General features: G+C 73.8%; 20 protein-coding genes and 1 tRNA gene. 7 read left to right on the top strand and 14 right to left on the bottom strand.

All coding sequences use genetic code 11. The features are described from left to right. The first annotated feature begins 93 nt into the window (after positions 1-93). A complete protein-coding gene (locus ACWD4P_RS01775; protein ID WP_449778215.1) occupies positions 94-507 on the top strand; it encodes a Fur family transcriptional regulator in 414 nt (137 codons plus the stop codon). 51 nt (positions 508-558) lie between these two features. Here the strand turns inward: ACWD4P_RS01775 and ACWD4P_RS01770 are convergent, their stop codons facing one another. The 3 genes from ACWD4P_RS01770 to ACWD4P_RS01760 all read right to left on the bottom strand — a co-directional run bounded on the left by ACWD4P_RS01770 (position 559) and on the right by ACWD4P_RS01760 (position 6,014). Continuing rightward, the gene (locus ACWD4P_RS01770; protein WP_359825162.1) at positions 559-2,526 is read right to left on the bottom strand and encodes a tetratricopeptide repeat protein; all 1,968 of its coding nucleotides are present in this window, start codon (positions 2,524-2,526) and stop codon (positions 559-561) included. Between the two features lie 380 nt (positions 2,527-2,906). Then, positions 2,907-2,980: transfer RNA gene (locus tag ACWD4P_RS01765), tRNA-Met, on the bottom strand. A gap of 76 nt (positions 2,981-3,056) precedes the next feature. Further along, positions 3,057-6,014, bottom strand: coding sequence for a UPF0182 family membrane protein (locus ACWD4P_RS01760; protein WP_359825184.1), 2,958 nt, complete (start codon positions 6,012-6,014; stop codon positions 3,057-3,059). A gap of 225 nt (positions 6,015-6,239) precedes the next feature. Between ACWD4P_RS01760 and ACWD4P_RS01755 the strand changes: the two genes are divergently transcribed. Continuing rightward, positions 6,240-6,812 (top strand): PPA1309 family protein, encoded by a 573-nt coding sequence (locus tag ACWD4P_RS01755; protein ID WP_359825160.1) that lies wholly within the window; start codon positions 6,240-6,242, stop codon positions 6,810-6,812. Between the two features lie 117 nt (positions 6,813-6,929). Here ACWD4P_RS01755 and ACWD4P_RS01750 read toward each other — a convergent pair whose 3' ends face one another. The 4 genes from ACWD4P_RS01750 to ACWD4P_RS01735 form a co-directional block, all read right to left on the bottom strand. After that, a complete protein-coding gene (locus ACWD4P_RS01750; RefSeq protein ID WP_359825157.1) occupies positions 6,930-8,039 on the bottom strand; it encodes a YlbL family protein in 1,110 nt (369 codons plus the stop codon). Between the two features lie 42 nt (positions 8,040-8,081). Further along, entirely contained in the window at positions 8,082-8,255 is a 174-nt protein-coding gene (locus ACWD4P_RS01745) for a hypothetical protein (RefSeq protein ID WP_359825155.1), read from the bottom strand. Positions 8,256-8,488: 233 nt separating this feature from the next. Beyond that, positions 8,489-8,929, bottom strand: coding sequence for a molybdenum cofactor biosynthesis protein MoaE (locus ACWD4P_RS01740; protein WP_359825152.1), 441 nt, complete (start codon positions 8,927-8,929; stop codon positions 8,489-8,491). 134 nt (positions 8,930-9,063) lie between these two features. Then, positions 9,064-10,212, bottom strand: coding sequence for an NAD-dependent epimerase/dehydratase family protein (locus ACWD4P_RS01735; RefSeq protein ID WP_359825151.1), 1,149 nt, complete (start codon positions 10,210-10,212; stop codon positions 9,064-9,066). 199 nt (positions 10,213-10,411) lie between these two features. Here ACWD4P_RS01735 and ACWD4P_RS01730 point away from each other — a divergent pair, with 199 nt between their 5' ends. Beyond that, entirely contained in the window at positions 10,412-11,935 is a 1,524-nt protein-coding gene (locus ACWD4P_RS01730) for a zinc-dependent metalloprotease (RefSeq protein ID WP_449778214.1), read from the top strand. Further along, complete coding sequence (locus tag ACWD4P_RS01725) at positions 11,932-12,531, top strand: NUDIX hydrolase (RefSeq protein ID WP_359825146.1); 600 nt, start codon at positions 11,932-11,934, stop codon at positions 12,529-12,531. The genes ACWD4P_RS01730 and ACWD4P_RS01725 overlap by 4 nt, the downstream gene beginning before the upstream one ends. A 126-nt stretch (positions 12,532-12,657) precedes the next feature. On the opposite strand, the gene ACWD4P_RS01720 is transcribed toward ACWD4P_RS01725, so the two are convergent. Next, positions 12,658-13,242: a M48 metallopeptidase family protein gene (locus ACWD4P_RS01720; RefSeq protein ID WP_449778213.1), complete on the bottom strand. Its 585-nt coding sequence runs from the start codon at positions 13,240-13,242 to the stop codon at positions 12,658-12,660. Between the two features lie 405 nt (positions 13,243-13,647). Here ACWD4P_RS01720 and ACWD4P_RS01715 point away from each other — a divergent pair, with 405 nt between their 5' ends. Continuing rightward, a complete protein-coding gene (locus tag ACWD4P_RS01715; protein WP_449778212.1) occupies positions 13,648-14,736 on the top strand; it encodes a ThiF family adenylyltransferase in 1,089 nt (362 codons plus the stop codon). Between the two features lie 173 nt (positions 14,737-14,909). Further along, positions 14,910-16,310 carry an ABC1 kinase family protein gene (locus tag ACWD4P_RS01710; RefSeq protein ID WP_449778211.1) on the top strand — a complete coding sequence of 467 codons (1,401 nt, stop codon included), beginning with the start codon at positions 14,910-14,912 and terminating at the stop codon, positions 16,308-16,310. A 191-nt stretch (positions 16,311-16,501) separates the two neighbouring features. Here ACWD4P_RS01710 and ACWD4P_RS01705 read toward each other — a convergent pair whose 3' ends face one another. The 4 genes from ACWD4P_RS01705 to ACWD4P_RS01690 form a co-directional block, all read right to left on the bottom strand. Further along, entirely contained in the window at positions 16,502-16,900 is a 399-nt protein-coding gene (locus tag ACWD4P_RS01705) for a hypothetical protein (protein ID WP_359829867.1), read from the bottom strand. Beyond that, complete coding sequence (locus ACWD4P_RS01700; RefSeq protein WP_369808359.1) at positions 16,897-17,265, bottom strand: WhiB family transcriptional regulator; 369 nt, start codon at positions 17,263-17,265, stop codon at positions 16,897-16,899. Before ACWD4P_RS01700 ends, ACWD4P_RS01705 begins: the two co-directional genes overlap by 4 nt. 168 nt (positions 17,266-17,433) lie before the next feature. Further along, a complete protein-coding gene (locus ACWD4P_RS01695) occupies positions 17,434-17,880 on the bottom strand; it encodes a hypothetical protein (RefSeq protein WP_359829865.1) in 447 nt (148 codons plus the stop codon). 272 nt (positions 17,881-18,152) lie between these two features. Beyond that, positions 18,153-20,420, bottom strand: coding sequence for an ATP-dependent DNA helicase UvrD2 (locus tag ACWD4P_RS01690; RefSeq protein ID WP_449778210.1), 2,268 nt, complete (start codon positions 20,418-20,420; stop codon positions 18,153-18,155). A 164-nt stretch (positions 20,421-20,584) separates the two neighbouring features. On the opposite strand from ACWD4P_RS01690, the gene ACWD4P_RS01685 reads away from it, so the two are divergent. Further along, a complete protein-coding gene (locus ACWD4P_RS01685) occupies positions 20,585-20,842 on the top strand; it encodes a mycoredoxin (RefSeq protein WP_359829863.1) in 258 nt (85 codons plus the stop codon). 97 nt (positions 20,843-20,939) lie between these two features. Here the strand turns inward: ACWD4P_RS01685 and ACWD4P_RS01680 are convergent, their stop codons facing one another. Together ACWD4P_RS01680 and nudC are read right to left on the bottom strand one after the other, a co-directional pair. Further along, positions 20,940-21,779 (bottom strand): GntR family transcriptional regulator, encoded by an 840-nt coding sequence (locus ACWD4P_RS01680; RefSeq protein WP_449778209.1) that lies wholly within the window; start codon positions 21,777-21,779, stop codon positions 20,940-20,942. Positions 21,780-22,118: 339 nt separating this feature from the next. Then, positions 22,119-23,060: an NAD(+) diphosphatase gene (gene nudC, locus ACWD4P_RS01675; protein WP_359825229.1), complete on the bottom strand. Its 942-nt coding sequence runs from the start codon at positions 23,058-23,060 to the stop codon at positions 22,119-22,121. Positions 23,061-23,138 lie beyond the last annotated feature (78 nt).

Raw genomic sequence — 23,138 nt, 5'->3', positions numbered from 1 at the left:
CGCGGTGTCCGGTCGTGATGACTCGATCCTAACTTGGACTTTGTCCAAGTCAACACTGGAACCAATCTCGGAGCGTGACCTACTCTGGATGGCATGAGCGACCTGCTGGAGAGACTGCGCGCGAGAGGCTGGCGGCTGACCTCGCAGCGCCGGGTCGTGGCCGAGGTCCTGGACGGGGAGCACGTCCACCTCACCGCGGACGAGGTGCACGCCCGGGCGACGGCCCGGCTGCCGGAGATCAGCCGCGCCACCGTCTACAACACGCTCGGCGAACTCGTCGCCCTCGGCGAGGTCATGGAGGTCGCCACCGACGGCCGCGCCAAGCGCTACGACCCCAACGCGCACCGCGCCCACCAGCACCTGATCTGCTCGGGCTGCGGCGCGATCCGCGACGTCCACCCGCAGGGCGACCCGCTCGCCGCCCTCCCCGCCGCCGAGCGCTTCGGATTCACGGTCACCGCCGCCGAGGTCACCTACCGCGGCCTGTGCCCGAACTGCCGCCCCTGACCGGCCGGTTCGCCCGACCGACCGGGCAGCACAGCCGCGCGGGCCGGCGGGTCAGGCGCTCAACTCGGCGTTCAGCGCGCCCAGCAGCCGCCCGGCCCGCTCCGCCACCTCGGCCGGCCCGGAGTCGATCGCCCGACGGCACCAGTTCTCCGCCTGCATCGGCTCCCCGCGCCGCAGCGCGAGCAGCGCCAGCCGCAGCGCCGCCCGGCCGTGCCCCGCGTCGGCGGCCCGGGTGTACCAGAGCATCGCCTCCGCCTCGCTGTCCTGCCGGGCCAGCAGCAGCCCCAGGTTGAACGCGGCGCTGCGGCTGCCCGCCTCCGCGGCCCGCCGGTACCAGCTCTCGGCGATCTCCAGCGCCCCTCGCTCGGCCGCCCGCACACCCATCCGGACCTGCGCCCGGCGGTGCCCGGCGTCGGCGGCCAGCGCGTACCAGTGCTCGGCCTCGGCGTCCGCGTCCCCGCGCCGGTCCAGCAGCGAGGCCAGCCGGAACGCGCCCTCGGCCGAGCCGCCGGCCGCCGCCTGCCGGTAACGCTCCAGCGCCCCGGCCAGGTTGCCGCGCTGCTCCTGGACGACCGCGAGCTGCAGCGCCGCCTCGCCGTGCCCCTCGGCCGCGGCCCGCGCGTACCACTCCTGGGCCTGCTGCTGCTCGCCGCGCCCGGCGTGCAGCACGCCGAGGTTGAAGGCGCCGTCCACGCTGCCGGCCTCGGCCGCCTTGGAGAACCAGGGCTGGGCACCGGACTCGTCGCCGCGCTGCAGCAGCACCACGGCCAGCGCGTTGCAGGCCTCCCGGTGCCCGGCGTACGCGGCCCGGCGGTACCACTGCTCGGCCTGCTGCTCGCGGCCGGTGCCGGCGCAGAGCAGGCCGAGGTTGAAGGCGCCGTTCTGGTCGCCCGCGTCCAGCGCGGCGCGGTACCAGCGCTCGGCCGCGGCGGCCTCGCCGCGGCCGGCGTGCAGCGCCCCCAGCGCGTTCGCGGCGTTGCCGTCCCCGGCCTCGGCGGCCTCCTGCCACCACTCGGCGGCGGCCGCCGGGTCCCCGGCGTCGCGCAGCAGGAAGCCCAGCGCGCAGGCCGCGCGGGACTCCCCGTTCTGCGCGGCCTGCCGGTACCAGCGGGCCGCCTCGTCCAGCAGCGACCGGTCGGTGCGGGCGCGCTCCTCCAGCAGCACGCCCAGGCGCAGTGCGGCGCGGGCGTGGCTGCGGGCGGCGGCGGTGCGGTACCAGGTCTCGGCGGTCTCCTTGTCCCCGGCGGCCTCGCGCATCCGGGCCAGCCGGTAGGAGGCCTCCCGGTGCCCGGCGTCGGCGGAGACCTTGAACCAGCGCTCGGCGCGCACGTCGCGCCGGTGCTCCATCAGGTCGCCCAGGGCGTAGGCGCCCAGCGGGTGGCCGTGGTCGGCGGCGAAGTGCAGCCAGTACTCGGCGGCCTCCTCCTCGCCCTGGTCCCGCAGTTGCAGTCCGAGCGCGTGCGCGGCCGGGGCGCTGCCGGCCACGGCGGCCTGGCGCCACCACTGGGCGGCCTCGGCCCGGTGGCCCTGCTGGTGCAGCAGCACGCCGAGGTTGTTGGCGGCGGCGCGCACCCCGGCGGCCGCGGCGGCGCGCAGGTAGGGCTCGGCGTCCTCCAGTTCGCCCCGGCGCAGCAGCAGGGTGCCGAGCCGACTGGCGGCGTCCGGGTCCCCGCTGTCGGCGGCCTGCCGGTGGCGGGCCTCCAGCGCGGCGGACTCGCGGGCGGCGAGGGCGGTCTCGAAGCTGGTCGAGTCGAGGCCGGCCGGGTCGAGTGCGGCGCCGGCGCCCGGCTCCCCGTCGGCCTGGTCCCCGTACGCGCCGACGGCGGCGGCGAACTGACGGGTCGACACGTGGACCAGGCTGTCGGGCCCGTAGCCCGGGACCGGGGGGCGCTCGGACAGTCCGCTGGTGCGCTGGGCGGGCAGGGCTCCGGGGCGGCTGGCGGTGCTCTCCGCCCAGGCGTCGGTGTCCGCCTCGGCGGCCGCCGAGGACTTGGCGCCTGACTTGCCGATCAGCCTCATGCCGACTCCCGCTCCCCCAGAGTGTCGCGGCATCGTGCCCCGGCGTGCGGCCGGGGGGACTCCCAGGAGAGGCGCCGGACCCGACGGCCGGTCAGCGGCCGTGCACCGTCCCCCATGTGTCCCATCGTCGCATCACCCAGTACCCGCGTACACCTGCCCCGGCCGAATTCCGGCGGGGCCGACCCGAAGCCGACGAAATTGCTTCGGCGCTTTGTCGATTTCCCGACACTTCAACCTCACAAACCCCGCTGCCGTCCTCCTTGGCGACGGTCGATAGTACCGGAGCGGTTCCCGCCGCTTCCGGGACGAGAACGGCGACGAGGACGGCGCGGAAAACACCAGAGGCCCGGAGGAAGGATCCTCCGGGCCTCTGGCCTTTGTAGCGGGGACAGGATTTGAACCTGCGACCTCTGGGTTATGAGCCCAGCGAGCTACCGAGCTGCTCCACCCCGCGTCGGTGGTTGAACCATAGCACGGACGCGGGGTGGAACGGAAAACGGTTGCCGCAGCTCAGCGGGCCACGGCCGGGCCTACGGCTGCGGCGCGGGCGATCCGCCGCCGGTGGCCCCCGGGGCGGGAGTGCCGGTCGGGGCGGGCGCCGGGCTGCCGCCGCGCGCCGCGTCGATGGCCTTCAGCGCGTCGCCGAGCGCCTTCTCGGCGGTGCCGTAGGCCGTCCAGTCACCGTTCTTGAGCGCGGCCTGGCTGTCCCCGTACGCCTTCTGCGCGTCCGAGATCGCCTTCTGGAGCTCCGGCGAGATCGTCCCGCCCGGCGCCGGCGTGGTGGGCGTCGTCGGGGTGGTCGGGGTGGTCCCGTTGCCCGGCGTGGACGGCACGGTCGGGGTGGTCGACGGGGGCGCCCCGCCGAACACCTTCTTCAGCGCGGCCTCCAGGGTGTCCTCGAACGCCACGTTGTCGTCCCCGTACACCGCCAGGACCTTCTGCATCGTCGGGTACTTGGCGCCGCGACCGCGCACGTACACCGGCTCGATGTTGAGCAGTCCGCCGCCGACCGGCAGGGTCAGCAGGTTGCCGTACTCCAGCTCGGCGTCCCCGCCGCTCTTCAGCGCGAAGATCTGCGAGGCCACCTCCTGGCGGGAGTTGAACTTCGACTGCACCAGGCCGGGGCCGGGGGCGCCGCTCTCGCCGGTCATCTTCAGGATGCGGATCTTCCCGTAGTCGTCCCCCGGGTCCGCGTTGACGGCCATGAACGCCGCCAGGTTCGGCCGCCCGTTGGGCACGAAGGTGCTGGTCAGCGAGAAGCTCGCGGCGTTGGTGTCCGGCATCCGCACCGTCACGTAGTACGGCGGCTGGACCTGCTTGGTGTCGCTGGTCGGGTCCACCGGGGTCTGCCAGATGTCACTGCCGTTGAAGAAGGAGTTGGCGTCCGTGACGTGGTACTGGCCGAGCAGGTCGCGCTGCACCTTGAACATGTCCTGCGGGTAGCGCAGGTGCGGCAGCAGCGTCTGCGGGATGTCCGCCTTCGGCTCCACGCTGCCCGGGAAGGCCTTCATCCAGGTCTTCAGGACCGGGTCCTTGTCGTCCCACTGGTAGAGCTTCACCTCGCCGGTGTAGGCGTCCACCGTGGCCTTGACCGAGTTGCGGATGTAGTTGACCTGGTTGGCGGCGCTCAGCAGCTCACCGCGCTGGTTGGTCAGCGAGTCCTTGGTGGCGGCGCCCAGCGTCGTCTTCGAGGAGAACGGGAAGCCGTCCGAGGTGGTGTAGCCGTCCAGCACCCACAGCACCCGGCCGTCCTGCACCACCGGGTACGCGTCGGCGTCGATCGACAGCCACGGCGCGACCTTCTCCACCCGCTCCTTCGGCGTCCGGTTGTAGATGACCTTGGCGCCGTCGGTGATCGCCCCCGCGTAGAGGATCTGCGGCTCGGCGAAGCGCACCGCGTACGCGGCCCGGGTCAGCGGGTTGTCCAGCGAGACGCCACTGCCACCGGTGTAGGTGTACTCGGCGTTCTGGCCGGTCTTGGGATCGGTGTAGTCGATCTCCTTGTTGGCGCCGCCGACGATCGAGTACGTGGTGGTCTTCTCGCCGTAGTAGATCCGCTGCTGGTAGTCGCCCAGCGTGCCGGTGGCCGGCAGACCCGACTCGGTGAACACCGGCTGGCCCTTGTCGTCGACCTGGTTGCCCTTGGCGACCACCGCGCCGTAGCCGTGGGTGTACTTGAAGTGGTCGTTGATCCAGTTGCGCTGAACGCCGTTGAGGTCCAGCTCGCGCAGGCCGATCACGCTGTCCTGCTTGTCCTGCCCGGAGCCGTAGCGGTCCACGTCCAGCGTGTTCGGGAAGGCGTAGTAGTTGCGCTGCTGCTCCAGCGACTGGAACGCCGGCGAGACGACGTTCGGGTCCAGCAGCCGGATGTCGGCGACGGTCTGCGCGTCCGGCTTGAGCGCCTCGGCGTTGGTGGTGCCCTGCGGGGTGTACTGGGTGGTCTGCGCGTCCGCGATCCCGTACGCCTGGCGGGTGGCGTCGATGTTCTTCTGGATGTACGGCGTCTCCTTGGCCTGCTCGTTCGGCTTGACCTGGAACTGCTGCACGATCGCCGGGTACAGCCCGCCGATCAGCACCGCCGACAGCACCATCAGCCCCAGGCCGATCAGGGCCGGGGCCCAGGTGCGGCGGATCGGGGTCAGGAAGAACAGCACCGCGCAGATGATCGCGACGAAGAACAGGATGGTCTTGGCCGGCAGGAACGCGTTGGCGTCCACGTAGCGCAGGCCCGTCCAGCCCGAGACGCCCTTGTACGAGCCGGTCTTCACCGCCAGCGCGTACCGGTCCAGCCAGTACGCGACGGCCTTCAGCAGCACGAAGACGCCCAGCAGCACCGCCAGGTGCCCCTGCGCGCCCACGCTCGCCCGGCGGCCCGGGCCCTGCAGCCGCAGCCCGCCGTACAGGTAGTGCACCAGCGCCGAGGTCAGCAGCGAGACGATCACCGCGCTGAACGCGAAGCCCAGCACGAACTCGTAGAACGGCAGGTCGAAGGCGTAGAACGAGACGTCCATGCCGAACTGCGAGTCCTTCTCACCGAAGGAGGTCGAGTTCGTCCACATCAGCCAGGTCCGCCACTGGCCGGAGGCCGCGGCGCCGGCCACCAGGCCGATCACCAGCGAGACGCCGATCAGCGCCCAGCGCTTGAACGGCGCCAGGCCCGAGCGGTACCGGTCCAGGCTCTGCTGCTCCACCGACATCGCCGACAGCGGCGGCCGCAGCCGGTGCGCCAGCCAGACGTTGAAGCCGACGATCACCGCCATCAGCAGGCCGAAGACCGCGAACAGGCCGATCTTCGTCCACAGCTGGGTGGTGAACACCGAGGAGAAGTGGACCGACCTGAACCACAGCCAGTCCGTCCAGAAACCCGCGAACATGACGAACAACAGGAAGAGCACCGCGAGCACGCCCAAGGTCAGCAGGGCCACCCGCGCTCGCCGGGAGGGCGGGCCTACCCTGCGCCGGAAACCCGGCCCTGAGCGTTCGGGCATCTGGAAGACCACGGTGGCACCTCGGCTGTGTCGTCTGAATGGAGTCGGTCGTCAGAGCAACTTAACCAGGCTTTGGCCGAGTTCCCACCGTTAGCAGACGGTTACGACGCCCGCCCGCCGCCGCCCGTCCCCGCCACCGCCGCTCCGGCCCTCCCGGCGCCCGCCGGCGGGCCCGCGGCGCCCCGCCCGGCGAGCGCGCCCCGCCCGGCGTGTGAGGATTGAGGCATGTCCGACGCGTCTGATCTGAACAACTCCCCCGACGACGTCTCCAAGCTCCCGGCCGCCACCCCGCTGACCCGGGCCGCGCTGGAGATCGACGAGTACGCCGCCACCCTCGGCTGGGACCTCCCGGCCCGGCTGTTCGCCCTGGTGGACAGCGCCGCCCTGCGCAAGGCCAACCCGAAGATCGCGAAGCAGCTCGGCCTCGCCGAGGGCGACGAGGCCGGCCTGACCCCGATCGAGCAGGACGAGCTGCCGGCCGGCATGGAGCTCGACAAGTTCCTCGGCACCATCGCCTGGCCCGACTCCGTGGCGGGCTGCGCCCTGGTCGTCGAGCGCATGATGCTGCCGCCGGGCGCCGAGCAGTCCCGCCCGCGCGGGGCCAGCGACGCCCAGCTCGCCGAGTGGGTGGCCAACCACCCCAAGCGCGAGGAGGTGCGGATCACCGCCGCGGTGCTGCGCGGCGGCAAGAAGGAGATCGCCCTGCGGCTGCGCTCCAAGGACGTCGCCCGCGAGGTGCTGACCGGTCCCGACCTGGTGCCCGGCCTGACCGACGCGCTGCTGGCGACCTTCGCCTGACGCCTTCCGGAAGCCGCCCGGTGGCCGCCGGGCGGCTTCCGGGTGCCTGCATGCCGGGCCGCTGCCGAGTGCCTGCCGGGCGGCCGCGCGGCGGCCACTCGGGCGGCTGCCCGGCCGCTACCCGGCCGCGCAGGAGGGCAGCGCGGCGGCCTGCCCGGAGCGGACCTGCTCCAGCGACTTCAGCGCGCCGTCCAGCGTGTCCGTCTTGATCAGGGTCAGCCCGGACGGGACGTTCTTGGCCGCCTCGGCGCAGTTCGAGGACGGGGTGAAGAAGTACTCGGCCCCGGCGTCCCGGGCGGCGATGAGCTTCATCGAGATGCCGCCGATCGGGCCGACCTTGCCGTCGTCGTCGATGGTCCCGGTGCCGGCCACGAACTTGCCGCCGGTGAGGTCCCCGCCGGGCGTGAGCTTGTCGATGATGCCGAGCGAGAACATCAGACCGGCGCTCGGGCCGCCGACGTCCTGCAGGCCGATGTCGATCTGGAACGGGTAGGTGTGCCGGATCCCGGTGCCGATGCCGACCACCGCGAGCTCGGCCCGCTCGGCCGGGGCCTTCGGGTCGAGGTCCTTGGCCCGTACGGTCGGGACGGTGACGTCGGTCTTCCCGCCCGCCGCGGCGGCGCCGTTCGCGTCCTTGACCCGCGGCACGACGGTGAAGACCACCGACTCGCCCGGCTTGTGCCTGGTGACCGCCGCGACCACCTGGTCCGCCGAGTCGGCGGGCGCGCCGTCCACCGCCACGATCTGGTCACCCGCGTGCAGCCGGCCCTCGGCCGGGGCTCCCGCGGTGACCGACTTCACGATCAGCTCGCTGCCCACCGGGATGCCCAGCTGCTTGAGCGCCGCGGTGCGGGCGCTGTCCTCGGAGGACGCGAACTCCTCGGCGTTCTGCTTCTTGGCCTCCGCGTCCGACTGCCCCTTGGGGTAGACGTTGTCGTGCGGCACCACCAGCACGTCGTCCCGCAGCCAGCCGACCACCGCGTTGACCAGGCTGGGCTCGTACTTGGCCCCGGTGACCTGGACGGTCGTCATATTGAGGTGCCCGCTCGTCGGGTACGACTCGTGCCCGCTGATGCTGATCACCGGCTTGCCGCCCTGGTTGCCCAGCGTGTTGTACGTCGGCCCCGGGCTCATCTCCGTGTACGGAACCTTCATCAGCACCGAGACGCAGAGCAGCGCTATGAGCAGCAGGGTGGCAGCGAGCATCGTCGCGGAGCGGCGTGGCATGCCTCGACAGTACGGGACGGGCCTGAAGCGGCGCCCGCCGGGCTACCTGCCGGAGCCCTCACCGGGGGCGGCCGCGCCGGCGGTGGTGCGCTCCATCGCGGCCATGAAACGCCGGTGCTCGGCGAGTGAGGCCGGATCCCCGGTGGCCCGCGGCGCCCGCTGGGCCCACACCGCCCAGAGGGCGGCGACCAGGACGGCGACAACCGGAATGATCAACCAGGCGAGCACACCCATACCAGCACTCCCAGCTCGTCGTGTCTATGAGCAGATTAACCACTCCGGCGGACAACGCGGCCGGCGCCGTCCGGGTTACGGGACGGCCGATCGGCTCACTTCCAGGGAGTATTCGGGGCGCCGTCGCGGGCCCGTTGGAGTGAGACCACGGCGCGCCTGACCCGACGGACGCGCGAGGTGTGCCGCTCGGTTCCGCCGTGCCGGGGGCGACCTCCTCAGCAACCGCCCGCGCCGACCCACTCCTCCTCGCCGTCGGAGAAGACCTGGTGCTTCCAGATCGGCACCTCGTGCTTGAGGTCGTCGATCAGCCGGCGGGCGGCCGCGAAGGCCTCGCCGCGGTGGGCACAGGAGACGGCGACGATCACGGCCTTGTCGGTGATCTCCAGCCGGCCCACCCGGTGGACCGCGGCCAGCGCCCGGACCGGGAAGTCCGCGGCCACCTTCTCGGCGATCCGGCGCATCTCCTGCTCGGCGGTGGGGTGGCAGCTGTACTCCAGCGCGGAGACCGACTTGCCGCCGTCGTGGTCCCGGACCGTCCCGACGAAGACGGTGGTGCCGCCGGCCGCGTCGTCGCCGACCGCCTCGTACACCTCGTCCAGCGAGAGCGGGGTGTCGCGGATGGCGAGCAGACGGATGGGGTCGTGGTTCTCGGACATGGCCCCATGATTCCCCATCCGGGCCGGTGCGAGGCAGCGCTTTCCGCATCACGACGGCGGAATTTCGCATCGTGAGAACGTCGAGCAGGGTGCGCCGCCGGCCCGCTCAGAACCACCCGCTCAGAACCACCCGCTCAGAACCGCCGCCGCTTACGGGCCCGGCGCACCAGCGCCGCCGTGCCGACCAGCGCCACCGTCGCCCCGGCCGCCCCCAGGCTGGTCGCCGCCTCCTTGCCGCCCAGCCGGCGCCCGGCCACCGCGTGCTTGCCGGACACCTGCTCCAGCAGCTCGGCCAGCACCTGCTCGTTGGTGTGCGCCGGGCGCCAGCCCGCCTCGTGCAACCGGCTGCCGGACACCACCCACGGGTACATCGTGTAGGCGAGGTCCCCGGCCGGCGCCGGGGTCAGGCCCAGCCGGTGCAGCCGCGCCGCGGTGCCGAGCGCCAGCGAGGCCGGCAGCTCCATCCGCCGGATCCCGGACAGCCGCTCCACGTCCTCCTGCTCCAGCCAACCGTCGCAGCCGACCGTCACCTCGCCCTCGACCAGGCCCAGCGCCGCGTACTCCAGCGCCGCCGCCAGGTCGTCCACGTGGCAGAACTGCCAGCACGGCCGGGATCCGGCCACCACCAGCAGCCGGGGCGCCTCGAAGTGCCGGGTCAGCACGGTGTCCACGCCGGGGCCCACCACCACGGCCGGGCGCAGCACCGTCACCTGGAGGCCCGGGTGGGCGCGCGGCGCCCGGCGGGCCAGCCGCTCGATCTCCAGCAGGTCCCCGACCAGCGAGGCCTCCTCGGTGGCCCGCAGCTCGGAGTCCTCGGCCAGCGGCACCTCGTTGTCGGCCAGCGCCCCGTAGACCATCGCCGAGGTGCACAGCACCACCCGGTGCACTCCGGCGGCCGCGGCCGCGGTCAGCACCGTCTGGGCGCCGCGCACGTTGTAGGCACTGCGGGCCCGGGCGTCCGACTCCATGCCGAAGTCCATCGCCAGGTGCACCACCACGTCGACGCCGGCCAGCCGCTCGGCCACCGCGGGGTCGCGCACGTCGAGCACCCGCCACTGCACGCCGGGCACGTCGCCGCGCCGGTCGTCCACCGCGAGGACCTTCCGCACGTGCGGAGAGGCCACCAGCCGGGCGGCCACCCGCTCGCCCAGCACGCCCGCGGCGCCCGTGACGGCCACGGTCAGCGGTCGCCCGCCGTAGGCTGGAGGCGGCGACGCCGTGGTGTCCGACGCGTCCTCTCCTCCGGTCAGCCCAGAGCGAACGTCCGAGGGCGGGGAACTCACCGGCCATCCTCCACGGTTAGCTTTATGTGCGTACGGACGTGTGTCACGTACGTCCATCCTGCCCGAGGCTGAGGCCCGGCGGTGCACCCGGCGCGGGCCAGCCGTGCGGGAGCCGCTCCCGAGTCCCCCACTCCGCCGCCGCCCCGGGCGCAGACTTTCCCGCCACACCCGCATGACGGCCGACCGGATCGAGGACCCCGTGAGCGACCTTCCCTTCGGATTCGGCGTTCCGCCCGAGGAGCCCGAGGACGGCAAGGCCAAGCCCGACGACGCGCAGCAGAAGAAGGACCAGGAGCAGCCCGGCAGCGGCCCGCAGCCGTTCGGCTTCGGCGGCGGCAACCCCTTCGGGGCGATCTTCGGCATGCCCGGTGCCCCGGGCGGCCCCGGCGGCGCCGGCGCCGACAACCCCTTCGCCGCGATGTTCGGCGGCATGAACCCGGGCGACCTCGGCGCCGCCTTCCAGCAGCTCGGCCAGATGCTCTCGTTCGAGGGCGGCCCGGTGAACTGGGACCTCGCCACGAACATCGCCCGCCAGACCGTGGTCGCCGAGCCCGTCGAGGGCAAGAGCAAGGACCGCTCGGTCAGCGCGGCCGAGCGCTCCGCCGTCGTCGAGGCCATCCGCCTCGCCGACCTGTGGCTCGACGGCTCCACCGAGCTGCCCTCCGGCGCCGGTACCGCCGTCGCCTGGAGCCGCGCCGAGTGGATCGAGGCCACCCTCCCGGTCTGGAAGGACCTGGTGGACCCGGTCGCCGAACGGGTCGGCAACGCCATGGGCGGCGTGCTGCCCGAGGAGATGCAGGCCATGGCCGGCCCGCTGATGGGCGTGATGCGCTCGATGGGCGGCGCCATGTTCGGCACCCAGATCGGCCAGGCGCTCGGCGCGCTCGCCGGCGAGGTGGTCGGCTCCGCCGACGTCGGCCTGCCGCTCGCCCCGGTCGGCAAGGCCGCGCTGCTGCCCCAGAACGTCGCCGAGTTCGGTGAGGGCCTGAGCGTGCCCGCCGACGAGGTCCGGCTCTACCTGGCCCTGCGCGAGGCCGCCCACCAGCGGCTCTTCGCCCACGTGCCGTGGCTGCGGGCCCACCTGCTGGGCGCCGTCGAGGCCTACGCCCGCGGCATCAAGGTCGACACCTCCCGGATGGAGGAGCTGGTCGGCCAGCTCGACCCGAGCAACCCGGAAGCGCTCCAGGAGGCGCTGGCCGGCGGCCTGCTCCAGCCCGAGGACACCCCCGAGCAGAAGGCCGCGCTCGCCCGTCTGGAGACGGCGCTCGCGCTGGTCGAGGGCTGGGTCGACGCCGTCGTGCACGCCGCCGCCGAGCCGCACCTGCCGCAGGCCGGCGCGCTGCGCGAGACCGTCCGCCGCCGCCGCGCGGCCGGCGGGCCCGCCGAGCAGACCTTCGCCACCCTGGTCGGCCTGGAACTGCGCCCGCGCCGGCTGCGCGACGCCTCCCGGCTCTGGGCGCTGCTCGCCGACGCCCGCGGCATCGAGGGCCGCGACGCGCTCTGGCAGCACCCGGACATGCTGCCCACCGCCGCCGGCCTGGACGACCCGGACGCCTTCGTCCACCGGGGCTCCGCCGACGACCTGGAGGGCGGCCTCGACTTCGACGCGATCGACAAGCTCCTCGGCGAGGCCGCGGCCGGCAAGCCCGACCTCACCAAGAAGGACGAGCAGCCGAAGGCCGACGAGGACGGCACCGACGGAAAGGGCGAGCCCACCGCATGACGGCCACCGAGACGCCCGCCGGGATACCGGCCACCACCCTGCACGCGGACGCCGTCCGCACGCTGAGCGGGTGGCGGCCCGCCGACGAGGACCAGGAGCGGCTGCGGCTCGACTACCTGGACCACCTCGCAGCGCAGCCCGAGGGCCTGTACCGGTCCTGCCTGCCCGCGCACATCACCGCGAGCGCGGCGGTCGTCGACCCGGCCGCCGGGCGGGTGCTGCTGACCCTGCACCCCAAGGTCGGCATGTGGCTCCAGATGGGCGGGCACTGCGAGCCCGGCGACCGCGACCTCGCCTCGGCCGCGCTGCGCGAGGCCGTCGAGGAGTCCGGCATCCCGGACCTGGTGCTGCTGGAGAGCGGCGGCACGCCGGTGCCGGCCAAGCTGGACCGCCACCTGGTGCGCTGCACCGGCAAGGACCGGCCGGAGAACACCCACCTGGACGTCCAGTACATCGCGCTGGCCCCGGCCGGCGCGCAGGCGCTGATCAGCGAGGAGTCGCTGGACCTGCGCTGGTTCGACTACGACCGGCTGCCGGAGCTCACCGACCACTCGGTGCGCGACCTGGTGGCCCGGGCGCGGCGGCTGACCGGCTGAGGCGAGACATCGGAAGGGGGCGTGGACCTTGTCGGTCCGCGCCCCCTTCCGTCGTTCCCGGGGTCGAACCGGACCGGCCGGCCCCGGGCCCGGCCTCGTCGCCGCACCAGGCCTCGTCGCCGCGGCTCAGCCGCAGGAGGACGCCGGGTCCGCGCCGGCCGGGCCCGGGGCGGCGTGCCGCGCGCCGGGGATGTGCGGCAGCCGGGCCGCGGACACCACGCCCTCCAGGTAGCCGCGGGCCCGCTCGGTCCGCGGATAGGCCTCCAGCAGGGCCCAGAACGCCGGGCCGTGGTCCGGCACCAGCAGGTGCGCCAACTCGTGCAGCAGGACGTAGTCCAGCACGTACTCCGGCATGCCCTGCAGGCGGTGGGAGAGGCGGATCGTCCCCTCGCCGGGCGTGCACGAGCCCCAGCGGGAATTCTGGTTGGTGACCCAGCGGACCTGGTTGGGCCGGGCCCGGCCGTCCAGGTAGGCGGTCGACAGCTCACGGGCCCGGGTCATCAGGGCCTCGTCCCCGGGGATCCGCCGGGACTCCTGGGCGGCGAGCTTCTCCAGCATCTGCGCGACCCAGCGCTGCTCCTCGGCGTGCGACATCCGGGCCGGAATCAGCACGATGGTGCGGTCGCCCTCGCGGTAGGCGGAGACGGTACGGCTGCGGCGGGCACTGCGGCGCACCTCGACCCGACCGCGGTCGTGCGCCTCGGGGGGCACGGCGCCGGCGGGCGGCGGCTGCGGGGCCGGCCTCGGCTGCTGCCCCTGGTCCGGGCGCCCGCGCGTGTTCGGCGCCGCGACCTGCGACCCGGACGCTGCACGGGCACGCCGACGCGACGCCGGTGGATGGGAGTCCCGCTCGGCTGCCATGGCACACGACGTTACCCGGTACCACGGACAGAAGTCCGCTGCCATGGCCGGAATCTTTCATGGAGCGATCGCGAACGGAAGGCCGACGGCGGGTGTCCGGAAACCGACGCCGAAGGGGATGGCCAGTTATCCACAGGGCGTGCGAACAGGTCGCATGATCATGTGCACGGGCCTGTGGACAACTCTCCGCACGGCCCCGGCGCGATGGGGCAGGCTGCGGTCAGCCGTCCGGAAACGATCGGAAGGGAGATCGTCGTGCGCCTCGCGCTCAAGCCCGCGCTGTCCCGCAGCTGGCGGGACTCGGAGACCCTGCAGTTCGGCACCGTCACCCGCTTCGCCGGGGTGCTCGGCAACGCCGACAAGACCCTCTGCGACTTCCTCGCACTGCTCGACGGGACGCGCGACCGGCCCGAGCTCCTGGACGAGGGCGAACGCATCGGGCTCGGCCGCGAACCCGCCGATGTCCTGCTCACCGGCCTGGAGGAGACCGGCCTGCTGGACGACGCGGAGGCCGACCGCCGCGCGCTGGCCCGCTTCCCCGCGCAGCAGCGGGACCTGCTCGCACCGGACCTCGCCTCGCTCTCCCTGGTCCACTCCGGGCCCGGCGCCGCACCGGCCGTCCTGGGCCGCCGGGCCGGCACCCGGATCGAGGTGCGCGGCGCGGGCCGGGTCGGCACCGCGGTGGCGGCGGTGCTCGCCGCGGGCGGCACCGGCACGGTCACCGTCGCGGACAGCGGCCGGGTGAGGCCCGGAGACTGCTCCCCCGCCGGGCTGCCGCCCGGGGACGTGGGCCGGCTGCGCTCGACGGCGGCCCGGGAGGCGGTGCAGCGCGCCGCGGGCCGGCCACCGGTCCCCGTGCCCCGGCGCCGGCCCGGGGATCCGCCACCGGACTTCGTGGTCCTCGCGCCGAGGGACGGCAGCGCCGCCTTCGCGGGCGGGACGTACGAGGCCCGGCTGCTGCTGCGGGCCGGGGTGCCGCACCTCTACGTGGGCGTGGTCGAGGAGTTCGGCGTCATCGGACCGCTGGTGATCCCCGGGATGTCGGCCTGCGGGCACTGTCTGGTGCTGCGGCGGGAGGACGAGGACGCCGCCTGGCCCCGGGTCCTGGCCCAGCTGGCCGACGGAGGCCCCGGCCGGGCCCGCACGCCGGCCTGCGACACGGCGCTCGCCACCGCGGTCGCCGGGCTCGCGGCGCTGCACGTCCAGGTGTTCCTGGACGGCGGACGGCCGCCCAGCGTGGACGGCTGGTGCGAGGTCTCCGCCAGGGACGGCATGCCCCGGCGCCTGCGACTGCGCGGGCACCCGGACTGCGGCTGCCTGTGGCAGCCGCTGCCGCCGGGGTGACGGGCTGAGGAGGAGCGGGAGAGGCGAGGAGGAACCCCCCAACTCCCCGCAAAGGGAGGCCGTTCCCCGCCCCGCCCCGGGGAATTCCGCGGGGCGGGGCGTGGGGAGCGGGCACAATGGCGTGGAGATGGTCGGCCGTCCGGAACCGGGGGGCCAGGGAATGGAGGCCCGGGGTGAGCGATCTTCCGCGCAAGGCAGTGACCCGCACGGCACGGCTCGCCGCCCTGCCGCTGGGGATAGCCGGTCGCGCCACGCTCGGCCTGGGCAGGCGGATCGGCGGCCGCTCCGCCGACGTCGTCACCGCCGAGCTCCAACAGGCCACCGCGGACCAGCTGTTCAAGGTCCTCGGCGAGCTCAAGGGCGGGGCGATGAAGTTCGGGCAGGTGCTGTCCGTCTTCGAGGCCGCGTTGCCCGAGGAGGTCGCCGGGCCGTACCGGGCGGCGCTCACCAAGCTCCAGGACGCCGCTCCCCCGATGCCCGCGGCCAAGGTGCACACCGCGCTCGCCCAACGGCTGGGCGACAACTGGCGCGAGCTGTTCCGGGAGTTCGACGACCGGCCCGCGGCGGCCGCCTCGATCGGCCAGGTGCACAAGGCGGTCTGGCACGACGGCCGCACGGTCGCCGTCAAGGTGCAGTACCCGGGCGCGGGCGACGCGCTGCTCTCGGACCTCTCGCAGCTGAGCCGGGTGGCCTGGCTGCTCGGCCCGCTGATCCCCGGGCTGGACATCAAGCCGCTGATCACCGAGCTGCGCGAGCGCGTCTCGGAGGAGCTGGACTACGAGCTGGAGGCGCAGGCCCAGCGCCGGCACGCCGAGGAGTTCACGGACGACCCGGACATCGTGGTGCCGGGCGTGGTGGCCCAGGCCGACCAGGTGCTGGTCACCGAGTGGATGAGCGGCACCCCGCTGGCCGAGGTGATCGCGGGCGGCACCCAGGAGGAGCGCGACCGCGCCGGGCAGCTGCTGGCCCGGTTCCTGTTCGCCGGGCCGTCCCGGACCGGTCTGCTGCACGCGGATCCGCACCCGGGCAACTTCCGGCTGCTGAAGGACGACGGCCCGGTGTCGGGCTGGCGGCTGGGCGTGCTGGACTTCGGCACGGTGGACCGGCTGCCCGGCGGGCTGCCCGCACCGATCGGGGCCTCGCTGCGGATGGCGCTGGCCGGGGACGCGGCGGGCGTGCTCCGGATGCTGCGCGAGGAGGGCTTCGTCAAGCCCTCGATCCGGCTGGACCCGGACGCGGTGCTGGACTACCTGCTGCCGATCATCGAGCCGGCCGCGGTGGAGAACTTCCACTTCACCCGGACCTGGATGCGCGCCCAGGCGGCCCGGATCGCCGATCCGCGCTCGCCCGCCTACAACCTGGGCAAGCAGCTGAACCTGCCGCCGTCCTACCTGCTGATCCACCGGGTGACGCTGAGCACCATCGGGGTGCTCTGCCAGCTGGGCGCCAAGGCGCCGTTCCGCGCGGAGATGCTGGAGTGGCTGCCCGAGTTCGCCGAGCGGCCGTCGGCGGAGCCCACGAGGGCCGCGAGGCCCGGGAAGCCCTCCGGGCCCGCCCCGCTCCGCGAGGACTGACCCCGGGCCCTCGGCCCCGCCGGGGCCCGAACCGCGACAGGCACCACACCGCACGAACCGCGCACCACGCCAACGACCGCAGGCCGCTCCCCGGGAACGGGGAGCGGCCTGCGGCACGACGGGGGTGGAGCGGGGCACGGCGGGGCCGGCCGCGGACGCGGACAGCGGGCAGGCCCGCCGGGCGGGCGGGCCTACATCAGTGCGACGGCGAGCGCCTTGCGGGCGCGCATCGAGGCCCGCTCGGCCCGCTGCTTGAGCTTGCGGGCCCGGGCGACCCGGCTGACGAGCCGTTGGTTCTCGGCCTCGTGCATCCTGTCTTGCATATGGGCACGGGCCAGGGATTCGTGGAGGAGTTGCATCTCGAGGATCCTGTTCTGGGTCTGAAGTTCGGTGGCCTGCTCGGCGCGGGCGGTCGGATCGACGGCGGCGGGGTTCATGTCGTGGTCCTGCTCGTGGTGCTTGCTCGGGAACGGGATGCGGGCTGCGGCATCGGCCTTGGCGGCGGCGATCCGCACGGAGCGGCGGAGGGCGCTGTCCAGCGGGGGCTGCTCTCCCCGGCGGACGGCCCTGGCCTCGTGACCGGGGTTCATGCCATGACCTCGGTCTTGCGCGGACGGCCACGGGGACGCTTGCGGGCCACGACGACGCCCTGGACGAACAGCTCGCCACCCCAGACGCCCCACGGCTCGCGCCGCTCCAGGGCGCCGGCCAGGCAGGCCTCCTTCACCGGGCAGGTGCCACAGAGGGACTTCGCGTACTCGACGTCGGCCGGCGTCTCCGCGAAGAAGACCTCGGGGTCGAAGGCGCGGCACGGGATGGGGAGACCGAGGGACTCGGCCTGCTCGATCGAGCTGAGCTGCATGGAAGGAACCTCCGGGGGGTCGGCCTGGTCGGCCTTGGTGATCTGGCTTGTCGGCGGTACGGACGGGGTGGGCGGTGTGATGACCGTGGACACTGTGGGCGTCTTCCTCGTCTTCTCAGTGGTTCCGGCCCAGGTGACTGGTGGTGCTGGGCCGGAGGCCCCGGAGGGCCTGGGTGGTCTTGCGTACCGGACAAAACAGAAGGGCCGCGGATCCCGGTGTGACGGGTTCCGCGGCCCTGGAGGTGCCGACCTGAGGCTGGCTCAGGTTCGTTCTCTCCAGGGTTCAGGGCCGCGGAAGGCCCACATCCGGACGGCCTTGGCGCCCATAAAGGCGGCCATGGCCTGGTTAATCTGCTGCTCGTTCTGCTTCTGGGCGTTTCCGGCACCGCTGACCTGCGCATAGCCGCCATGCATGGCGGCGGCTACGGCCGCCTTCGGTGCCTGGGTCGGTCGCTCGTCGCGCAGGGAGCACGACGTGCCGAACGACGCCCGGTCACGGGACAGACCGGTCTCGACAGAGGTGCCGTCGACGCTCCTGCTGCCCGTGAGGCACAGATCAGTGTGTCCAGGACCACTGACAACGGGGGCGACGGAGACACCGGTGGTGTCGAGACCCAGACCGGTTCCACCGAGCTCGGCGAGCGCCCGCAGACGGGCGGCACGCAGGGAGGCAGCGACAACGGTCTGGCCAGTCATTTTGGTGATCATGATGTTTCCCACTGTCTTCGCCTCCTCTCGGCGTCTCGCGGAGCCTGGTCTCCCTGGCTCCGAATGTTCGGATGTCTGTCTCGGTAAAGCTCTCGGGCGAGGGGCATCGGCACAGGTTTCACCCCGTGCGACCGCGTCCCCTTGACCGCTCCGGCAGGCTATTGCGCTCCCGGTACGCGGCGCAAACTATTTTTCACGCGAGTTCTTCGGCACGTCACACATCGGGTTCCGAAGCCCTCGATGCGGCCCTGTCGCGCCGCGCCCGGACCGGCTCAGGCCGGATCGACCGAATCGCCGTCCTCGACGTCGTCCGGGTCCTCCTCGGGCTCCTCCCCCGCACACAACGAGAGCACGGCCGCCCCGTACTTGTCCAGCTTCATGGCCCCGACCCCGGAGATGACGGCCAGCTCCTGGCGGTTGGCGGGCACGTCCTCGGCGATCGCCATCAGCGTGGCGTCGGTGAACACCACGTAGGCCGGCGCGCCCTGCTTCTTCGCCTGCCCGGCCCGCCACTCGCGCAGCCGCTCGTAGAGCCCCTCGTCCATCGTGGACGGGCAGCTCTCGCAGCGGCGCAGCTTGCGCTCGACGGCCTCGGTGAGCACCTTGTCGCAGACCCGGCACTTGACCGGTCCGCGCACCCGCCGCCCGGCGGAGCGCTCGCCGGGCTCGACGCCCCCTCGCCCGCCGCGCGCGCCGGTGCGCGCGCCCGGGGCGGAGGAGCCGGGCCGCAGCCCGTCCAGGAAGCGGCTGGGCTTGCGGCTCGCCCGGCCGCCCGGGGAGCGGGAGAGCGCCCAGGAGAGGGAGAGGTGCTTGCGGGCCCGGGTGACGCCGACGTAGAGGAGGCGGCGTTCCTCCTCGACCTGCTCGTCGGTCTTGGCGTAGATGATCGGCAGGGTGCCCTCGGTGAGGCCGACCAGGAAGACGGCGTCCCATTCGAGGCCCTTGGCGGCGTGCAGCGAGGCGAGCGTGACGCCCTCGACGGCCGGGGCGTGCTGGGCCGCGGCGCGGGCGTCCAGCTCGGTGACGTAGGCGGCGAGGTCGGTCTCCTGGCCGGCCTCGGTGCGGGTGCGCTCGAACTCCTCGGCCAGCCGGACCAGGGCGGCGAGCGACTCCCAGCGGTCCCGGACGGCGCCGGAGCCCGCCGGGGGCTCGGCGGTGAAGCCGCGGGCGGCCAGGACGGCGCGGACCTGGCCGGCCAGGTCGGGGGCGCCGTCGGTGAGCGGGTCGGAGGCGGCCCGGGCGGCGCCGCGCAGCAGCACGCCGGCGTCCCGCACCTCGGGGCGCTCGAAGAACCGCTCCGCGCCCTTGAGCTGGTAGGGGACGCCGAGGTCGGCGAGGGCCTGCTCGTAGACCTCGGACTGGCCGTTGGTGCGGAACAGCACCGCGATCTCGCTGGCGCGCACTCCGGCGGCGAGCAGCTCCTTGATCCGGCGGGCGGTGGTCTCGGCCTCGGTGGGCTCGTCCTCGTACTCGGTGTAGACCGGTTCGGGGCCGGCCTCGCGCTGGGAGACGAGCTCCAGCCGGTGCCGGGCGGCCTCGCCGCGGGCCTGGGAGAGCAGTCCGTTGGCGAGGTGGACGACCTGCGGGGTGGAGCGGTAGTCGCGGACCAGCTTGACCACCGTGGCCCCGGGGTGGCGGCCGCGGAAGTCGAGCAGGTAGCCGGGCGTCGCCCCGGTGAAGGAGTAGATGGTCTGGCTGGCGTCGCCGACGACGCAGAGGCTGGCGCCGCCGTCGGGGCCGGTCCACTGGTCGAGCAGGCGCTGCTGGAGCGGGGAGACGTCCTGGTACTCGTCGACGGTGAAGTGCCGGTACTGGGAGCGGACCTGGTCGGCGATGTCCGGGCGGTCCTCCAGGATCGCGGCGGTGAGCAGCAGGACGTCCTCGAAGTCGATGTTGCCCCGGCGGCTCTTGGTCTCCTCGTAGACGCGGTAGACCTGGGCGGTCTCGGCCGGGTCGCGGGGGGCCTCGCGGCCGGACTTGGCGACGGCCGCGGGGTAGTCCTCGGGGGCGATCTGGGTGACCTTGGCCCATTCGACCTCGGCGGTGAGGTCGCGCAGTTCGGTGCGCTGGACGCGCAGCCCGCAGCGGCCGGCCGCCTCGGCGACCAGTTGGACCTTGCGTTCCAGGAGCTGGGGGACGGGGCCGCCGACGGCGCGCGGCCAGAAGTACTGGAGCTGGCGCAGGGCGGCGGCGTGGAAGGTGCGGGCCTGGACGCCTTCGGCGCCGAGCTGGCGCAGCCGGCCGCGCATCTCGCCGGCGGCGCGGGCGGTGAAGGTGACGGCGAGGACCTGCTGGGGGTGGTAGACGCCGCTGCGCACGCCGTAGGCGATCCGGTGGGTGATGGCGCGGGTCTTGCCGGTGCCGGCGCCGGCGAGGACGCAGACCGGTCCCTGCAGGGCGGTGGCGACGGCGCGCTGCTCGGGGTCGAGCCCGGCGAGCACGGCGTCCGGGCCCGTGGCGGCGCCGGGGTCGGCCCAGGGGGAGCCGTGGGGGCCGTCGTACGGGCTGCCGCTCAAGAGGTCTTCCTGCATGCGTTCCATCCTCTCAGCCCGGTGGGACATCGCGGACGGAGTTGTCCACAGGCCCGTTGCGATCGCAGGATGATCGCACCGCACGACGGTCGACGGCGCGCCGGAATGCCCGCCGCCCGGTGGACGTTGCCCCCGGAGACCGTACGCACCCCTCTTCCGAAGGAGCCCCCTCGATGTCCGGCACCGTGACGATGTACAGCACGACCTGGTGTGGGTACTGCAACCGACTCAAGAGCCAGCTGGAGCGTGAAGGCATCGGCTACACCGAGATCAACATCGAGGAGGACCCGGCGTCGGCCTCCTTCGTCGAGTCGGTGAACAACGGCAACCAGACCGTCCCGACGGTGCTGGTGACCCCGGCCGCCGGCGGCGAGCAGGTCGTGATGACCAACCCGAGCCTGCTGCAGGTCAAGAAGGCCCTCGCGGCCTGAGCCCCTCCGGCCCCCCGCCCGGGAGCGCCTGAGCCCTCTCGGGACCCCGGCCCCGGGCCCGGGCCCGTCCGGCCCGGGCCACCGGGGCCGGCGCGCGTCACGGCGCGTCGGCCCGGGCCGGGTCGACAGGCGCGGCGGGGGCGGGCAGGGTGGTGCGGGCGCCGAGGTCCCCGACGCCGTAGACCAGCCGGCTGCGGTCGGCCGAGTAGCGGGTCTCGATGACCCGCACGGGCCCGCGCCGGTCGTAGGTGACGCGGGTCTGCACCATCAGCGGCACACCGGGGCCGCCCTGGAACCACTGGGCCTCCTCCGGCCCGGGCATCCGCGCGACCAGGTGGTCCACCGCGCCGACCTCGGTGCGCCCGAGCGCGGCGAGCACCGCCTCGTCGCCGCCCTCGACGGGGTCGGGCTCCATCAGCGGGGTGCCGGCGGCGAGGCCGGCCCGGTAGTGGCTCTCCTCGATGGAGTACGGCTCGCGGTCGAGCAGCCGCAGCTGGCGGCGGACCACGATGGCCTCGCCGGGGCGCAGCCCGAGCCGTTCGGCGATGTCCACCCGGGCCCGGACGATCATCATCTCGAAGTCGGTGCCGAGCTCCCGTCCGGCTTCGGCCGCCTCGCCCAGGTAGACGGCGGAGGGCGCGGCGAGGCAGTCGCGCGGCGCGGGGGGCAGGCAGGGCCCGTAGGCGCGGTGGTCCAGGACGGGGTGTTCGCGCAGGTAGGTGCCCTTGCCCTGGAGGCGGACCAGGCGGCCCTCGTTGACCAGGACGTCGACGGCGAGCCGGACGGTGTTGCGGGCGACGCCGTACTGGCGCTCCAGTTCGCTCTCGACCGGCAGGGCGGCGTCGGCGGTGAACTCGCCTTCGGCGATCCGGCGGCGCAGGTCGGCGGCGAGGCGCTGGTATTTGGGGGATTGGGCGGTGCCCCGGGGGATTGTCACCCTCGTGAATGTAGCGAGCGCGGCGAGCCGGTTTCAGCGGTTTCCGGCAATACCGTCCGAGCGGGTTGACAACGGGCCGGAGCGGACCCCTTCCGGTAGCAGAACTGGCCCGTCCGGATACGAACAGCCGGCCGTGGCGAATGCGGGAAGGGGCTGGAGAGATAAACGGGGGGCGCGTGGAATTCGCCACGCGCCCCCTTTCGTACGAGCCGCTTTCCCGCGAGCCCCTTTCCCCGGGGCCACCGGCACGCCGCGGAACCACCGGCGCACCACGGGACCCGGAGCGCCGCCCGCCCCGGGACCGCAGCCGGACCCCGGAACCACAGCCGCGCCGCGGCACTACCAGCGCGCCGCCGGGGGCAGGGGCTCCCCGTACCAGAGCTCGACCAGGTGCCGGGCGATCGAGATGCCGGACGGCGGCAGGATCTCGCCCGCCTCCATCCCCGCCCGCAGCTCCTCCCGGGAGAACCAGCGCGCCTCGGCCAGCTCCTCCCCGTCCACGGTGATCTCGGTGCCGCCGGGCAGCGCCCGGCCCAGGAAGCCGAGCATCAGGCTGGACGGGAACGGCCAGGGCTGGCTGGCGACGTAGCGCACCTCGCCGACCCGCACGCCCGCCTCCTCGTGCACCTCACGGGCCACGGCCTGCTCGATCGACTCCCCCGGCTCGACGAACCCGGCCAGCGTCGACCAGCGGCCCTCCGGCCACAGCGCCTGGCGGCCGAGCAGGCAGCGGTCCTGCTCGTCGGTGATCACCATGATCACCGCCGGGTCGGTGCGCGGGTAGTGCTCGGCGGCGCAGGAGGTGCAGCGCCGCACGTGCCCGGCGCCGGCCTTCTCGGTCGGATGGCCGCAGCGCGAGCAGAAGCTGTGCAGCCGGTGCCAGTGCTCCAGGGCCACGGCGTGCACCAGCAGCCCGGCGTCCCGGTCGGACAGCAGCCCGCCGACCTCGCGCAGCCCGGCCGGGCGGGCGTCGCCGTCCAGGCGTCCGGGCAGGCTCTCGCCGGCCAGCGCGAAGTACGAGACGCCGTCCTCGTCGGTGCCGAGGAAGTACCGGTCGCCGGTCTGCGGCGCCTCGAAGGAGGGCAGCAGCACGAGTTCGGTGCCCTGCGCGGTGTCGACCACGAACGCCTCGCCGCCGGCGATCGGCAGGACCCGGGTGTTCGGGTGGCTCCAGGCGGCCGCCAGCCAGGGCTCGTCGAAACGGTGCTCGGCCGCGCGGTCCACCCCGGACCGGGCCAGTGCCAGGGGCAGCGGGCGCTCGGTCTCAGGCACGGTGCTCACGTCTGTTCCATCCCCACGTGGTGAATCATCCGGATGAGTGATCTGGCTGCCATGGTGCGCGCACCGGGGCCACCGGCG

This window comes from Kitasatospora sp. NPDC002543 (assembly GCF_053594915.1).
This window is presented reverse-complemented; position numbering and strand designations above follow the sequence as displayed.

What these genes read in the sequence shown, in the direction of transcription:
- ACWD4P_RS01690 (WP_449778210.1), bottom strand. Translation starts at nt 20,420, where the DNA reads ATGGAACGCATGCAGGAAGACCTCTTGAGCGGCAGCCCGTACGACGGC.
- ACWD4P_RS01775 (WP_449778215.1), top strand. Translation starts at nt 94, where the DNA reads ATGAGCGACCTGCTGGAGAGACTGCGCGCGAGAGGCTGGCGGCTGACC.
- ACWD4P_RS01760 (WP_359825184.1), bottom strand. Translation starts at nt 6,014, where the DNA reads ATGCCCGAACGCTCAGGGCCGGGTTTCCGGCGCAGGGTAGGCCCGCCC.
- ACWD4P_RS01755 (WP_359825160.1), top strand. Translation starts at nt 6,240, where the DNA reads ATGTCCGACGCGTCTGATCTGAACAACTCCCCCGACGACGTCTCCAAG.
- ACWD4P_RS01695 (WP_359829865.1), bottom strand. Translation starts at nt 17,880, where the DNA reads ATGATCACCAAAATGACTGGCCAGACCGTTGTCGCTGCCTCCCTGCGT.
- ACWD4P_RS01740 (WP_359825152.1), bottom strand. Translation starts at nt 8,929, where the DNA reads ATGTCCGAGAACCACGACCCCATCCGTCTGCTCGCCATCCGCGACACC.
- ACWD4P_RS01725 (WP_359825146.1), top strand. Translation starts at nt 11,932, where the DNA reads ATGACGGCCACCGAGACGCCCGCCGGGATACCGGCCACCACCCTGCAC.
- ACWD4P_RS01770 (WP_359825162.1), bottom strand. Translation starts at nt 2,526, where the DNA reads ATGAGGCTGATCGGCAAGTCAGGCGCCAAGTCCTCGGCGGCCGCCGAG.
- ACWD4P_RS01750 (WP_359825157.1), bottom strand. Translation starts at nt 8,039, where the DNA reads ATGCCACGCCGCTCCGCGACGATGCTCGCTGCCACCCTGCTGCTCATA.
- ACWD4P_RS01705 (WP_359829867.1), bottom strand. Translation starts at nt 16,900, where the DNA reads ATGAACCCCGGTCACGAGGCCAGGGCCGTCCGCCGGGGAGAGCAGCCC.
- ACWD4P_RS01685 (WP_359829863.1), top strand. Translation starts at nt 20,585, where the DNA reads ATGTCCGGCACCGTGACGATGTACAGCACGACCTGGTGTGGGTACTGC.